13 protein-coding genes are annotated in these 14671 nt (G+C 69.6%); 7 read left to right on the forward strand and 6 right to left on the reverse strand.

The features are described from left to right. Positions 1-29: 29 nt before the first annotated feature. Positions 30-3734 carry an ABC transporter ATP-binding protein gene (locus tag VMT65_RS04065; protein ID WP_442790167.1) on the reverse strand — a complete coding sequence of 1235 codons (3705 nt, stop codon included), beginning with the start codon at positions 3732-3734 and terminating at the stop codon, positions 30-32. Between the two features lie 118 nt (positions 3735-3852). Between VMT65_RS04065 and VMT65_RS04070 the strand changes: the two genes are divergently transcribed. Beyond that, complete coding sequence (locus VMT65_RS04070) at positions 3853-4383, forward strand: VOC family protein (protein ID WP_326306552.1); 531 nt, start codon at positions 3853-3855, stop codon at positions 4381-4383. Here the strand turns inward: VMT65_RS04070 and VMT65_RS04075 are convergent, their stop codons facing one another. The 3 genes from VMT65_RS04075 to VMT65_RS04085 are packed head-to-tail and all read right to left on the reverse strand — an operon-like array spanning position 4384 to position 6867. Then, positions 4384-5169, reverse strand: a complete 786-nt coding sequence (locus tag VMT65_RS04075; RefSeq protein ID WP_326306553.1) for an ABC transporter permease — start codon at positions 5167-5169, stop codon at positions 4384-4386. It abuts the gene before it with no gap. A gap of 40 nt (positions 5170-5209) precedes the next feature. Beyond that, on the reverse strand, positions 5210-6154 hold the full coding sequence (locus VMT65_RS04080; RefSeq protein ID WP_326306554.1) for an ABC transporter ATP-binding protein: 945 nt from the start codon (positions 6152-6154) through the stop codon (positions 5210-5212). Next, complete coding sequence (locus tag VMT65_RS04085; protein WP_326306555.1) at positions 6151-6867, reverse strand: hypothetical protein; 717 nt, start codon at positions 6865-6867, stop codon at positions 6151-6153. The genes VMT65_RS04080 and VMT65_RS04085 overlap by 4 nt, the downstream gene beginning before the upstream one ends. 127 nt (positions 6868-6994) lie before the next feature. Here VMT65_RS04085 and VMT65_RS04090 point away from each other — a divergent pair, with 127 nt between their 5' ends. Both VMT65_RS04090 and VMT65_RS04095 read left to right on the forward strand, forming a co-directional pair. After that, positions 6995-7834: an AraC family transcriptional regulator gene (locus VMT65_RS04090; RefSeq protein ID WP_326306556.1), complete on the forward strand. Its 840-nt coding sequence runs from the start codon at positions 6995-6997 to the stop codon at positions 7832-7834. A 4-nt stretch (positions 7835-7838) separates the two neighbouring features. Beyond that, positions 7839-8258 (forward strand): VOC family protein, encoded by a 420-nt coding sequence (locus VMT65_RS04095; RefSeq protein WP_326306557.1) that lies wholly within the window; start codon positions 7839-7841, stop codon positions 8256-8258. A 25-nt stretch (positions 8259-8283) separates the two neighbouring features. On the opposite strand, the gene VMT65_RS04100 is transcribed toward VMT65_RS04095, so the two are convergent. Continuing rightward, positions 8284-9309, reverse strand: a complete 1026-nt coding sequence (locus tag VMT65_RS04100) for a glutathione S-transferase family protein (RefSeq protein WP_326306558.1) — start codon at positions 9307-9309, stop codon at positions 8284-8286. A 71-nt stretch (positions 9310-9380) separates the two neighbouring features. Between VMT65_RS04100 and VMT65_RS04105 the strand changes: the two genes are divergently transcribed. Together VMT65_RS04105 and VMT65_RS04110 are read left to right on the forward strand one after the other, a co-directional pair. Next, positions 9381-10175: an enoyl-CoA hydratase/isomerase family protein gene (locus VMT65_RS04105; RefSeq protein WP_326306559.1), complete on the forward strand. Its 795-nt coding sequence runs from the start codon at positions 9381-9383 to the stop codon at positions 10173-10175. A 331-nt stretch (positions 10176-10506) separates the two neighbouring features. Then, on the forward strand, positions 10507-11757 hold the full coding sequence (locus VMT65_RS04110; protein WP_326306560.1) for a class I adenylate-forming enzyme family protein: 1251 nt from the start codon (positions 10507-10509) through the stop codon (positions 11755-11757). Positions 11758-11781: 24 nt separating this feature from the next. Here the strand turns inward: VMT65_RS04110 and VMT65_RS04115 are convergent, their stop codons facing one another. Further along, entirely contained in the window at positions 11782-12516 is a 735-nt protein-coding gene (locus VMT65_RS04115) for a tyrosine-protein phosphatase (RefSeq protein ID WP_326306561.1), read from the reverse strand. Positions 12517-12962: 446 nt separating this feature from the next. Between VMT65_RS04115 and VMT65_RS04120 the strand changes: the two genes are divergently transcribed. Both VMT65_RS04120 and VMT65_RS04125 read left to right on the forward strand, forming a co-directional pair. Further along, positions 12963-13445, forward strand: a complete 483-nt coding sequence (locus VMT65_RS04120) for a TetR family transcriptional regulator (RefSeq protein WP_326306562.1) — start codon at positions 12963-12965, stop codon at positions 13443-13445. 46 nt (positions 13446-13491) lie between these two features. Continuing rightward, positions 13492-14670 (forward strand): amino acid deaminase/aldolase, encoded by a 1179-nt coding sequence (locus tag VMT65_RS04125; RefSeq protein WP_326306563.1) that lies wholly within the window; start codon positions 13492-13494, stop codon positions 14668-14670. Position 14671 lies beyond the last annotated feature (1 nt).

The following is a 14671-nucleotide window of genomic DNA, read 5'->3' on the forward strand; positions in this document are numbered from 1 at the left end:
TGCCCACCCCTGTTCGCCTTTGGGCATGGCTACCACCGAGCGGACACATTCTCTCGTGACGACTCGTCCTCAGCCGAGAATATTCCTTCCATCGCCTGGGCCGCAGCCCACAGTCGGTAGTACGCGCCGCGGGCCGCGAGCAGTTCCTCGTGCGTGCCGATTTCGCTGATCGTGCCGTGCTCGACGACGGCGATCCGATCGGCCTGCGCGGCCGTGGCGAGCCGGTGCGCGACGATCACCGAGGTCCGGCCGCGCGTCACGGATTCGCTCGCGACCAGCACCGATGCCTCGGCGGCCGGATCCAGTACGGCGGTGGCCTCATCGAGCAGGAGTAGGTCGGGCCGAACCAGCTCGGCGCGGGCAAGGGCGATGAGCTGACGCTGCCCGGCCGAGAGGCCGCGCCCGCGTTCCCCAACCGGTTGCCGCATGCCGTGCGGCAATGCCCGGATGGTTGCCAGCGCGCCCACCGCCGCGGCCGCCGCCTCGATCTCGGCGGGGCTGGCAAAAGGTTTGCCAAATGCGATGTTGCTGGCGATGTCACCGGTGAACAAGTGAGCTTCCTGGGGCACCACACCCAGTCGGGAACGGAACTCGGTGAGGCGATAGTCGCGAATATCCACGCCGTCCACGCGGATTGCGCCGGTAAGGCTCGAATCGTGGTCGGCGTCATGCGTTTCCGCTATGGAGAACGGGGTAACAGCACGCGGAATTTCGTGATTCCGATCACCTGACACCGGTTCTCGTGGCATGTCGTAGAGACGGGCCAGCAGCTTCACGATGGTGGACTTGCCCGCGCCGGTCTCACCGACCAGCGCCAGGCTGCCGCCCGCCGGAATGGTCAGGCTGACGCCGTCGAGCGCGGGCTGGTTGGCGCCCGGGTATTGGAAGCGAACACGGTCGAACTCGACCTCGCCGCGCAGGCGTCCGTCGATCACGGCCGGGGTGGCCGGATCGGGGGCGATGGAGGACGGGGTGCGCAGCAGTTCCCCGATGCGCCGCAACCCGACTCGCGCCTGCTGATATCCGTCGAACAGCTGCGAGAGCTGCATGATCGGGCCGAACAGCAGCTGCAGATAGAGGACGAACGCCACCAGCGTGCCCGGCGTGGTCGACCCGTGCGCCACCGCCCACGCGCCGGTGAACACCACCGACGCCAAGGCCAGATCCGCCCACATGCCGACGAAGGCGAAGAAGGTGGCGATGGCCCGCTGCGCCCGCATGCGGCTGACCCGGAAGTCGTCGGAGTAGCCCGCGAAGCGGCGGGCGGACACGGCCTGATGCCGGTTGGCCTGAATGACCCGCAGGCCCGCCACGTTCTCGGCGAAGTCGGCGTTGACGGTGGCCGAATGCTCGCGCGCCGCACTGTAGGCGGCGTCGGAGACCTTGCGGAACCACCAGGTGGCGAGCAGCAGCGGCGGCAGCGTCACGAAGACGATGAGCGCGAGGTGAATGTCGATCACCATGAGCGCCACCGCGATTCCGGCCACCGTCAGCAGCGCGACGAGCGCGTCCGGCAGCCCGGTCTGCATGAAGGTGGACAGGGCGTCGATGTCGGTGGTCATCCGGGTCATGATGCGGCCGGACAGTTCTCGCTCGTAGAAGTCCAGGCCGAGCCGTTGCAGGTGGGCGTAGCTGCGCACCCGCAACCCGAACAGCACCCGCTCGCCGGCCCGGTTGCTCCACACCAGCGAGGTCGCCGCCACCAGCCAGCCGAGCAGCACCAGCGCCACCCCGATCACGGTGGCGCGCACCAGCGCCGCGCCGTCGTGCCTGCCCACACCGGAGTCGACCGCGTACCGCACGATGGACGGGAAGCCCACGCCGACAAGGGCGTTCAGGGCCAGCAACACCATGGTTCCGGCGACCAACCACCGCACCAGCCGCAGGGCGTGGCGCAGCTTGAATCCCGGATCCGGCTCCCGCAGCTCGGCCGCGTCCAGCCCGGGCCGCTCGGTGGCGGGCGGCAGATCGCCCAGCACGCGCCGCACTTCCTCGGGCGTATCGCGATCCGGTTCCTCGTCGGTGGCGGTCACCACCCCGGCGGGCAGGGACTCCACGGCCGCGGATTCGGGTGCGGGGAGGCGGATTACGCGGTCGGCGTGGGCGAGGGTGGATTCGCGGTGGGCCAGGATGAGGGTGGTGCGGCCCGAACCGGTGGGGAGGGAGGCGAAGATGGCGGCCTCGGTGACGGCGTCCACCGCGGAGGTGGCGTCGTCGAGGATGAGGATGCGCGGGTCCGCGAGCAGGGCACGGGCCAGGGCGATGCGCTGGCGCTGACCGCCCGAGAGCGTCAGGCCGCGCTCACCGACGACGGCGTCGTACCCGTCGGCCAGCGCGTTGATGAACTCGTCGGCGGCGGCCTGTTTCGCCGCCGCGTGAATCTCGGCCTCGGTGGCATCGGGTCGCCCGAGCGCGATGTTCGCGGAAATGGTGTCGGAGAGCAGGAACGCCTCGTCGAACACCACCCCGACGGCCTCCCGCAGCTCGGCGGCCCGCAGGTCGGCGATATCGGCGCGGGAATCCTTGCCGTACAGGCTGATCCGCCCGGAGTCGGGGGAGTAGAAGCGCGGCAGCAGCAGACTCAGCGTCGACTTGCCCGACCCCGCGGGCCCGATGATGGCCACGGTTTCGCCGGGCTCGATCTTCACCGAGAAGTCCCGCAGCACCGGCCGCCCGGGTTCGAATCCGAAGCTCAGATCCTCGATCTCGATGCCCAGCGGTCCGCGCGGCACCGCCACCGGATGCTCGGGATCGATGCGGTCGGGCGCGCTGTCGATGACCTGGTGCACGCGTTCGGCCGCCGCCCGCGTCAGCTGCGCCATGACCACCACGTACGACACGATCCGCGTCGAATTGGTCATGGTGGAGACGTAGGCGACGAAGGCCAGGAAGGTGCCCAGCCCGATGCTGCCGTGGAAGGCGAGCAGCCCACCCACCGCGATCACCGCCACCAGCCCGGCCTGTGGGATGGACGCCAACGTCGGGCTGAAGCGGGCGTCGATGTGGGCGGCGCGCATGCGCTCGGCGTACAGCTTGCGTCCGTGCTTCTCCAGCACGTCGACCATGCGGGCTTCCTGCCCGAAGCCCTTCACCACGCGCACGCCGGTGACGGTCTCCTCGACGTGCTGCGCGAGATCGGCGGCCCGCTGCTGCGCCGACCAGGTGGCCGCGTACAGCCGGGGCCGCACCCGGTACACGACCAGCGCCAGCACCGGCACCACCAGCAGCGCGGCAAGCGCCAAAGGCGGTGAGAGCCAGAGCATCACGCCCGCGGCGAGCAGGAATTGCAGGGCCGCCACCGAGGACCACGGACCCATGGCGAGCAGACCCTGCACCAGCGTCAGATCACTGATGGAGCGCGAGATGACCTGCCCGGTCCGCAGGGCGTCCTGCCCGGGACCGTCGAGCCGCTGCAGTGCGCCCAGCAGATCCACGCGCAGTTCGTGCTGCACGTCCAGGGCGAGTCGCCCCGCGAGCATCCGGCGTCCGAAGGAGGCGAGAAACCGTCCGACCGCGAGCACACCCAGCGCCCCGGCCATGGCCGCGATGATCCCGGTGTTCCCGGCGGTCGCCCCGTCGAGGGCGTGCTTGGCCAGCAATGGCCCGGTCACCTCGACGATCGCGCCCAGCGTGATGGCCAGCCCCAGCCCCGTCAGCATCCACGGATGCCCCGTGCACCGCTGCCACAGCCGACGCAACCAGCCGTTGTTTCTCTGCGCATCCATCGAATTCATTCCGGATGAACACAAGTCTTCCCACCCCCGCTTTGTTCCCGACTTCGTCCCGTCCCTCCAGTGTGCCGGGATGGGACGACACCTTGTGCCGGGCGGACGGGCGTGGTCGGCTGGACGCATGCCGATTCAGCGTCTCAATCACGCCGTCCTGTTCGTCTCCGACGTGGAGCGCTCCGCCACCTTCTATAGCGAGGTGTTGGGCTTCCGGCGACTGCCCGGCGGCTTCCCGGGCGCGGTGTTCCTGCAGGCGGCGGGGTCGGCCAACGACCACGATCTGGGGCTGTTCCAGTCGCCGGATCCGTCGGTCGCGCACCGCACCGGCCGGGTCGGTCTCTACCACCTGGCGTGGGAGGTGGACACGCTTGCCGAATTACGGCGTGTGCGTGCGGCTTTGACCGCGGCGGGCGCGCTCACCGGCGCGTCGGATCACGCCACCACCAAGGCGCTCTACGCCGCCGATCCGGACGGCATCGAATTCGAGGTCTGCTGGCTGGTTCCCGACGCGGCGGTGGAGGCCGAGCTCGCCGCCATGACCGCGCCCAGCGTCCCGCTGGACCTGCCCGCGCTCATCGAGAAGTACGGCGCGGACACCCCGGGCGGCCCGCGCACCGATCACGAGGTGTGGCGGCGGGTGTTCGACCGGGCCTGATCAGATATCGCGGCGGGTGAACAACCACCAGCCCGCCGCGCCCGCGGCGGCGGTCCACAGCACCAGCAGGGCCATGGCGGCCGGGGTGGGCGCGATGAGCGCGCTCTTGGCGTAGCGTCCGCCGCTGATCGCCCCGACCGTCGAGGCGACCGGCAGCACGGCCGCCAGCCCGCCGATTCCGATGGCGCGCGCGGTGATCCAGATCAGCGGCTCCAGCACCGCCCAGCCCAGCACGGCGGCCAGCGCCTGGGTGGGCGAGCGCAGCACGAAGCCCAGCGCGGTGCCGATCACGGCCCAGCACAGCGCCGCCAGCGGGACGCCGAGGAGCACGCCGAAGAATCCGCTGTCCATGGGCACCCGCGAGCCGCCCGCGATCCGCATGGCGGCCCCGCCGAGCACCTCCATGAACAGCACGGTGCCGAGCGAGAAGGCCCCCGCCACCGCCAGTTTCGATCCGAGCAGCAGGGTGCGGTCGGTGAACAGCGCACCGATCGCCATCGACCCGTACCGGAACTCCGAGGCCGACCCCAGCGCCCCGAACGCGGCGGCCGCCGCCACGGTGAGCACCAGCACCCAGGTGGTCAGCAGTGCGGCCCAGCCGGACCCGGTGCTGAACCCCTCCTCGTGCTCCCCGCCCGGCTGAAAACCCATACCCAGCGCCACGAACGCCGCGATGCCCGCGAGCACGACCCCGCCGCCGATCACCCGGTTGATCCGCACCGAAGTCACCTTCCGCACTTCGGAATTCGCGGCCCGCGCCACCGCCGGCGGCACCGTGAGCTTCATCGAGCGTCCTCTCGTCGAACCAGGCTGGGGGACAACGGCGTCAACGATAGGTGCCGTAGACGGCCGAGGGCGGATAGCCCGGGTTCGGGGCTCCGGTGTGGGTGAGGGCGGCCAGGACCTGGTCGGGGTGGATGTGTTCCTGGGTGATCTCGGTCAGCTGGACGCGCGCGGTGGAGGCGGCCGATTCCAGTTGGGAGAGCGAGGCTTCCGCGATCGCCAGTCGGCCGTCGGGGCGCATGACGGCGTCGGTGAAGCCGCGCGAGGCCAGGGTGGTGGCCAGGGCGATCGGGCTGGAGGCCTTGACCAGCAGGCGATCCGGGTGGCTGCGGCGCAGGCGGGCGGGGCTGCCCTGGTAGGCGATGGCGCCGCGGTCCAGGACGATGAGCTCGTCGGCGATGGGCAGCACGGTGCTCAGGGTGCGGGAAGTGAGCAGCACGGTGCCGCCGCGGCGGGCATGGCCACGTAGGAAGTCGTTGAGCCAGGCGGCTTCCCGCACATCGAGTCCGGCGGTCGGATCGTCGAGCACCAGCAGCGGGGGATCGCCGAGCAGGGCGACGGCCAGCGCCAGCCGGGTCCGCATGCCCTCGGTCAGGCCGCCGATGCGGTGATCGGCGACATCGGTGAGTCGGACCAGCGTCAGCAGTTCCTCGACGCGGGCATCGGAAACCCCTGCGGCGGAGGCGAACACGCGCAGCTGCGCGCGCACCTTCCGTGCCGGATGGAGGCCGCGCGGGGTCAGCATCGCTCCCACGACCTGCCGTCCGGGCTTTGCCCCCGACCCGGGTCCGCCCACGCTCGCGGTGCCGGAGGTGGGCGTGAGCAGTCCGAGCAGCATGCGCAGCACGGTCGACTTCCCGGCCCCGTGCGGACCCACCAGCGCGGCCACGGTGCCCGCGGGCACCACGAAGCTCACATCGTCGACCGCGGTCACGGTGTCGAAGGTCTTGGTCAGCCCGCCCGCGGCGAAGGCCAGCGGCCGCGTCACGGCTGCTTGCCCGGGCTCGGCGCTTCCACGGCGGGCAGCGGGTCGGCATCGATGACCAGCGGCTGCGGCCAGGTCAGCGGTGGCGCGCCGAAGGCCTTGCGGGCATTGTCGATCACACCGTGGCCCAGCGCCCGGTTGCCGAATCCGCCGATGGCCGCGCCGATTCCGGCCGGAATGATCTTGCCGACCATGAGCGCGCTGCGTTTGGCGATGAACTGCACCAGGAACCGTTTGAGCAGGGAATCGTTCATGGCGCTGATGCCCGGGATCTTGGTGGCCAGCAGCCCGCCCCAGTTCTTGGCCGAATGCCCGACGCTCTTCTGCACGATCTCCATACCGGACTCGCCGAGGACCACGGCCAGCACCAGTGCGCGGCGGCGCTCCTTGTCTTCCGGCGCGACCCCGTGCACGGCCGCCACGGCGAGGGTGAACACCGCCGAGGCCTCCAGGAAGAACGCGGTCTCGGCGCTCATGGCCGCCAGCGAGGCGACCGTCCCGACGCCCGGCACCGCCGCGGTCGCGCCGACCGCCGTGCCCGAGCTGGTGACGGTGGTGAGATACAGCTTCTCGATGCGCGCGATGATCTGCGCGGGCGACTCGCCCGGATGCGCGTCCCGCAGCTTGGTGACATATTTCGTGACGGCCGGAGCCTGCACCTGCGACCCATTGTCGAGCAGGGAGACGACAGCCTTCTCGAGCCCGGCCTTGAACATCGACAACCCCTTCTCCGTGCGGTCCTCCGACCCGAAACTCTATGGCACCTCGACAACGATTCGCGAGATGGACCGGTTCCGGATGGGAGGGTCCCGCGTGGCGCGAGATCGGCCTAGGGTGGGGTGCGTGTCAGGCGTGTCGGAAGGCGCGTCGGGGGTTCCCGATCCGCGACTGCGCCCCTATGTGCACGGGTACGAGGGTTACCTGTTGCACGGTTTCGCGCCGGGGGAGCACATCGGCATGCCGGGGGTCGGGCTGACGGTGATCGTCACCATCGACGAGCCGATCGAGGTGCCGGTGTCCTCGCATCCCGATCAGGCGGGCGGCACCTGGGACATGCTGGCCAGCGGGCTCACCGTGCGTCCGGCGGTGATCGCGCACAACGGGTTCCAGCATGGGGTGCAGCTCGACCTGACGCCGCAGGGCTGTCGCGCGTTGTTCGGCATGCCCGCCGCCGCCCTCGGTTCCTGGATCGTGGATCTGACCGATGTGCTCGGTCCGCGGGCGATCGAACTGCGGGAACGGCTGTCGCTGGCCTCGACCTGGCCGCAGCGGTTCGCCGTCATCGACGAGATCCTGCTGCGGCGGGTGACGCCCGTGCCCTGGGACCCCGAACTGACCCATGCCTGGAATCTGCTGTCGGGCCCCGATCCGGGGGTGCGGGTGGCCGCCGTCGCCGACGAGATCGGCTGGAGCCGACGGCATCTCGGCAATCGATTCGCCGCCGAGTTCGGCATCACCCCCAAGGACGCCGTGCGGGTGGCCCGCTTCGAACGCTCGCACCGGCTGCTGCGCGAGCCGACCGCGCCGTCGCTGGCCGAGGTGGCCGCGGCCGCCGGGTACTACGACCAGGCGCACATGGCCCGGGAATGGCGCGAGCTGGCGGGCATGCCGCCCTCGGTGTGGCGGGAACGCGAGGAGTTCCCATTCGTCCAAGACCAACAGGGCGCTCCGGCGGGAGGCTAGGCGCATGAGCGAATCGACAACCTCCGTATCGACCCGCACGGTCATCTGGCCGACCTTCGTCTATCGCGATGCCAAGGCCGCGATCACCTTTCTGGAGCAGGCCTTCGGCTTCGAGACCAAGGCCTGTTACGGCGAGGGCGACCTGGTCCACCACGCCGAACTCGCCTGGCCCGGGGGCGGCGGCATCATGCTCGGCGGCGTCCGCGAGGGCATGGTGCTCGAATGCCAGCCACCCGGCGTCGGCTCCGCCTACATCGTCGTCGACGATCCCGACGCCCTGTACGCCCGCGCGAAGGCCGCGGGAGTGAACATCACTCGCGAACTGCGCGACGAAACCGATTACGAGTCACGAGGTTTCACCTGCCGCGACCCGGAGGGCGTCTACTGGAGCTTCGGCACCTACCCGGGCGTGACGGGCGAATAGCCCACGGGCCGCGCCGTGTAAATCCTCAGGCAGCGCCGTGGCCCGCGGGGACGCGTTCGGCCTCGAGCGGCGGGGGCGGCGGGGTGCCATTGCCGAAGGGGCTGCCGCCCAAGGCTTCTCGGCCGGGCGGGGTCAGCCAGTTGGCCAGTTCCGGGCCCTTGGGGACGACGCGGGTCGGGTTTATGTCGGTGTGGACGATGTAGTAGTGCTGCTTGATCTGCACGAAGTCGACGGTGTCGCCGAAGCCCGGGGTCTGGAACAGGTCTCGGGCGTAGGCCCACAGCACGGGTAGTTCGGTGAGCTTGTCCCGGTTGCACTTGAAATGGCCGTGATACACCGGGTCGAAGCGGACCAGGGTGGTGAACAGGCGGACGTCGGCCTCGGTGATGGTGTCGCCGACCAGGTAGCGCTGGGTGGACAGCCGCTCCGAGAGCCAGTCCAGCGCCGCGAAGAGCCGATCGTAGGCGGCCTCGTAGGCCTGCTGCCCACCGGCGAAACCGCAGCGGTAGACGCCATTGTTGACCTCGGTGTAGACCCGCCGATTCACCGAATCTATCTCCGCGCGAAGGTCTTCCGGATACAGCCGCGGTGCTCCGGGTCGGTGGAATTCGGTCCACTCGGTGGAGAAGTCCAGGGTCATCTGAGCGTAGTCGTTGGTGACCACCGCGCCGTCGCGCTCGTCCACGATGGCGGGCACGGTGATGCCGCGCGGATAGTCCGGGAAGTGCTTGAAATACGCGTCCCGCAGGAAGTGAATGCCCAACACCGGATCCACCTCGCCCGGATCCAGATCGAAGGTCCAGCTGCGCTTGTCGTGGGTGGGCCCGCACAACCCCAGCGACAGCGCCGACTCCAGCCCGAGCAGCCGGCGCACGATGAGCGTGCGATTGGCCCACGGGCAGGCCCGCGCCGCCACCAGCCGATACCGCCCGGCCTCGACGGGATACCCGTCCCGCCCGTCCGCGGTGATCCGCGTCTGGATGTAGTTCGTGTCCCGCTTGAATTCGCCGGGTTCCACATAACTGCCCGGCTCGGATTTCGAGGTGGTCACCTGGCCAGTCTGTCAGAAAACGTCCATGCCCGGTCTGTACCGAAAGTGAGCGGGCGCATACATTCGCTTTCATGACTGACTCGAAGCCCACCCGCCTGGAACGCATCGTCACCGCGGGCGGCGCGGACGCGGCGATTCTCACCATCGACCACCCGCCGCTCAACCTCTTCGACAAGGCTCTGCTGGAGGCGCTCTCGGCCGATCTCGAGGAGCTGACGGCCAATCCGCCGCGGGCGCTGCTGCTGCGTGCGGACGGCAAGCTGGTGTCGGGCGGCGTCGATGTGCACACCTTCCAGGGGTTGACGGTCGAGGAGGGTGCGCAGCTGTGGCAGACGCTGTTCGCGCGCATCATCCATCCGCTCGAGGCGCTGCCCTGCCCGGTCGTCTTCGCGGCCCATTCGCTGTGCCTCACCGCGGCTTTCGAGATGGCGCTGGCCTGCGACATCATTCTGGCCGCCCCGAAGGCCAAGTTCGGGCTGGTGGAGACCGTGGTCGGCCTGACCCCCTCGATGGGCGGCCCGCAGCGGCTGGCCGAGCGCGCGGGCTCCGGCCGCGCCCGCGAGTTCGTCATGACCGCCGACCTCTACGACGCCGCCACCATGGCCGAGTGGGGTGTGGTGAACGCCGTTCACGAGGATGTCGACGCCGCGGCCCGGGCCCTGTTGACCAAGCTCGCCGACGGCCCCACCCGGGCGCACGCCGCCACCAAGGCGATCATCGGGGCCTGGCGTTCCGGCGGTGTGGCGCACGCGGATTCGGTGACCCCCGAGGTGTCCGGGCAACTTTTCGGCACCGAGGATCTGCGGAACGCCGTGCGGAGCTTCCTCGAGGTCGGGCCCGGAAAGGCCACGTACACAGGCAAGTAGGCGGCAACCCCGGATGTCGACCGCTCGGTCGCCTTGGGCGGCCGGGTGTGTCGGTGTATTTCGGGCGTGTCAAGCCCCCGACCTGCACTGGTGTGAGATTGGGGGGATACCGAGACCGCTCGGTGGGGAAACTCGGTGTGGCTCTGCGAAAGGCACCGCAATTACGACGTTTCCGCAGGCTCGCCAGGGGGAACAGAAGGTTCACCGGGCGGCCGTCTGTTTCCGTCGTGTCAAACCCTGACATCCGTTTGCCGACAATCCGCCCATGGCTGTGATCTGCATCATATAGTCACTCATGCCTGGCAGGGCGAACGAGGCACTCGGAGGGACGATGTCGCAGTTACTCGTGGAATATCCGCTGTCGCGAAACAGCTGGCGCGACAATCCCCTTGCGCGCGCCGCGGACGGCATCCTGCGCTACGGCAATCTCACCCCGGCGCTCACCGAGCTACTCGACATCCAGGTGCACACCTTCGCCGCCCGCGAGGCCGTGGTGGAGATCGGCGGCCCCCGGCTCACCTACCGCGAACTCTGGTACTCGGCCTCCCGCATCGCGGGCGGCCTGCAGGAGCACGGCATCGGCTACGGCGACCGGGTGGCGGTGCGCATGCCCGTCGGCGCGCGCTGGGTGCAGGCCTTCCTGGGCGCGCTGCTGTCCGGCGCGGTCCCGGTCCTGGTGCACGACGGACTCCCGGACGCGGTGGCGGACCGCGTGATTCGCGACGCCTGCGCCGACTTCGTGCTGGACGGCGGCGGTCGCGCGGCGGGCTTCGGCGAGGCGCTGCCCGATGCCGCGGCCTTCATCGACGACGGCGCGTCGCTCGGCGAGCTGGCGCTGCTCTGCTACACCACCTTCGGCCCCGGCGCGGGTCCGCGCGGGGTGGAGCTGACCAACGAGAACCTGCTCTCCGCAATCCATTCCGTGGTCGGCGCGCTGGACCTGCCCACCGACGGCCTGCGCAATCTGGTGCTGCTGCCGCTCGCGCACGCCAGCGGCTGCGTCGATCAGCTGCTGCCCACCTTCGCGGTCGGCGGCACCGTGGTGCTCACCCCCGACCGGTCCGCGGTGCCGGAAGCCCTTGTCGCCGAACGCATCGACATGGTCTCGGCCACGCCGCGCATCTTCGCCGGACTGCTGCCCGAACTGGCCGGGCTGCGCGTGGAGCAGGTGCGCCAGGTGTGCAGCGCCGGGCACCGCGCGGAGTTGGCCGCCGCCGACCGGACCACCGCCGACGCGGTCACCGCCGGTCTGCGCGAAGTCTTTCCGGCCGCGCGCCAGTGGTCGGTGTGGGGCGCGACCGAGACCTCCGGCATCGGCCTGGCCCGCGACGACACCGCCGCCCGCGACGGCAGCGCCTGTGACACCCTCGGATTCGCCTTCGGCGGAACCGAACTCGCCCTCTGGGGTCCTCGCGCCGACACCGGCCACGGCGAACTCCTCTGCCGCGGCCCCAACATCACCCCCGGCTATTGGAAAGACCCCCAGACCACACGATCCCGCTTCACCGGCAGCTGGTTCCACACCGGAAACCAGGTGAGCATCGACGAGGACGGCCTGGTCCGCCAGGCCGCCGCCGACTGATCACCGCAACAGGCGGGCCTTGGGTCACTGCAACAGGCGGGCCTTCAGTGCGTCGCGCAGGCCCGGGGTGATGCCGATTTCGTCGAGGTAGCCCGCGAGGCCGCCGTACATGTCGTTCATCGAATTGGTCGCGGACTCCAGGTATTCGGGCTTGACGCCGAGCAGGTCGTCGGAGAGTTCCTCGTCGGAGTCCGCGGTCATGAAGGCGCGCAGGGTGGGGACGGCGTCATTGCTGAGCAGATAGTCGGCGTAGACGTCCTCCTCGGTGACGTCGACCGTGCGCAGCAGGGTGGCCACGGCCCAGCCGGTGCGGTCCTTGCCCGCCGCGCAGTGCACCAGGGCGGTGCCGGTCAACACCGATTCGGCCAGCGACCGGATCGCCACGTGCGCCTCGGGCAGCGCGGGGAAGAGTCGGTACACCTCGAGCATGTGGCTCGACGCGGTGGTGTGGCGGCGCGCCTCGTGCGGCGGGGTCTCGCCCATGCGCGAGTCGAAGGGGGTGACCTTCAGGCGAACCCCGTCCGGCACCACGTCGTGGCCGATGAAGTCGATCTCCGCGAACCCGCGCAGGTCGTGCACATCGGTGACGCCCAGTTCCGCGAGCGTGCCCAGCCCGGCCTCGTCCAGGCGACTGAGCTGGGCCGACCGTAGGAGCACGCCCTCGCGAACGGTCCGGCCGTCGAGGGTGCGGGCACCGCCGAGGTCGCGGAAATTGAAGGTGCCGGAGATCAGGAATTGGTCGTGGCGCGCTGAAGTCACCCCGTCAGGCTATCGGTGAGCGGGTATCGGCACGGTGTCGGCGATCGATCGAACCGGCGAATTCGTGGTCGGTGAACGGGGCGCGAATGCGTGTCGCGAGTGTGGGCTCGCGCACACGTTCTATGTTTCACCGCACAAGCGTCCGTAATATACCGATTGGTCCTATCAACGGCTTTACCAGGCGATCGTTCAATTTGATCATTCCCATCGGATCGCAGCTCCGTTCCGATTAGGTAACAAAACATTCTTCCGGTACGGAATCGGCTATCAAAGCTGGTTGTCGAGCCAGAAAACGACGTACCATCGATACCCGTTGAACGGGTACGCCGGTGTACTGACCGGAGATCAATGCCGATCCGCAACCCGTTGAGCGAACCGCGCTAGCTGCGTCGCGACCCACGGTCGCGAGCCGCCCGCGCGAGTTCTTTCGCCAAAGGGAGTTGTCGTTGAGCGCAAGTGGAGAAATCACCCAGGTCGGACTTCGTCCGGCCATGACCGAGGCCATCGAAAGCACGGCCGCGTCGCTCGACATCACCGGTAATCGTGCCTTGCGCATCCTGCTGCACGCCGGTGTCAGCACGCTGTGGCCGATCTTGAAAGCCTCGCCCGACCGTCAGCTGCGCGCCTATGAATCCACCCTGGCCGTGCTGCGGGCGCGTTGGGAGAATCAGGCGGCGTGTGTGCCGGACCCGGTGGCCACGGCCATGTTCCGGGACCTGGACGCCGATGTCACCGATTTCCTGGACCTGTGTGCCCGTCGCTCGGGCACCCAGTGGCTGGAGCCGGTCGACGCCATCGCCGCCTATCTGCTGGCCGTCATCCAGGGCATGGTGCTGCGCTGGCTCGCCGACTGCGATGACGAGATCTCGCTCGTCGTGCTCGACGATCTGGTGTCCTACCTGTCCACGAAGGCCGTCGACCTGCCCTGAGCGCCAAATGCTGGACGCCTGACCAAGTTCGTGGTCGAATGATCTGGTGACCGATCCGTCGCCGATCAGCGGGCTGCACGCGGCCACCGCCGACCTGGACCCGCCGCTGGCCGCGGTCAGCCTGACCGCCCTGCGCGCCAATGCCGCCGACCTGGTGAGCCGCGCCCGCGGCGTGCCGATCCGGGTGGCCAGTAAATCCGTGCGCTGCCGCGCGGTGCTCGAAGAAGTCCTGGGCCCCAAGCTGACCGCCGCCGGCGGGTTCGCGGGCATCATGGGTTACTCACTGCGCGAAGCCATCTGGCTGGTGCGGGAGGGCGCGCGCGATGTGCTGCTGGGCTATCCCACCGCCGACCGGCACGCGCTGGCCGAACTGGCCGCCGACCCGCTGCTGTTGGACTCCATCACGCTGATGATCGACGACACCGATCAGCTGGATCTGATTCGCGCGGCCGTCGGCAGCGAAAAGATCGCTCCGCGTGTGTGTCTGGATGTGGATGCCTCGCTGCGCATCGGGCCACTGCACCTGGGTGTGCGGCGCTCGCCGATTCGGACCCCGGAGCAGGCGGCCCGGCTGGCCGCCGAAACCCGTTCGCGCGGTTTCCGAGTCGTCGGCGTCATGACCTACGAGGCGCAGATCGCGGGTCTGCCCGACACCAATCCCGCTGTGCGACTGGTGAAGAAGCTCTCGGCGGACGAGATCGGCAAGCGCCGCCGCCGGGTGCTGGACGCGGTGCGGTCGGCGGTCGGCGAGCTGGAGATCGTCAATAGCGGCGGCACCGGGTCGATCGAGGTCAGCATCTCCGATCCGGACGTCACCGAGGTGACGGCCGGCTCCGGCCTCTATCTGCCGACCCTTTTCGACGGCTACCGCAATCTCGCCCCGCGACCGTCCATGTATTTCGCCACGCCCGTGCTGCGGCATCCCGCGCCGGGCATCGCCACCGTCTTCTCCGGCGGCTACATCGCCTCCGGTCCGGCGGGAGCCTCGCGTGTCCCGAAGCCGGTGTGGCCCTTGGGCTTGAAGCTCATCGGCACCGAGGGCGCGGGCGAGGTGCAGACCCCGCTCACGGGTGCGGACGGCCTGGCCATCGGCGATCGCGTGTGGTTCCGGCACGCCAAGGCCGGTGAACTGTGCGAGCGGTTCAACGAAGTGCATCTCGTCGACGAGGACGGCACCCGCACGACGGTGCCCACCTACCGCGGCGAAGGGCACAGCTTCGGCTGAG

Origin of the sequence: Nocardia sp. CDC153 (genome assembly GCF_035818515.1) — a bacterium.
Classification (GTDB): Bacteria; Actinomycetota; Actinomycetes; order Mycobacteriales; family Mycobacteriaceae; genus Nocardia.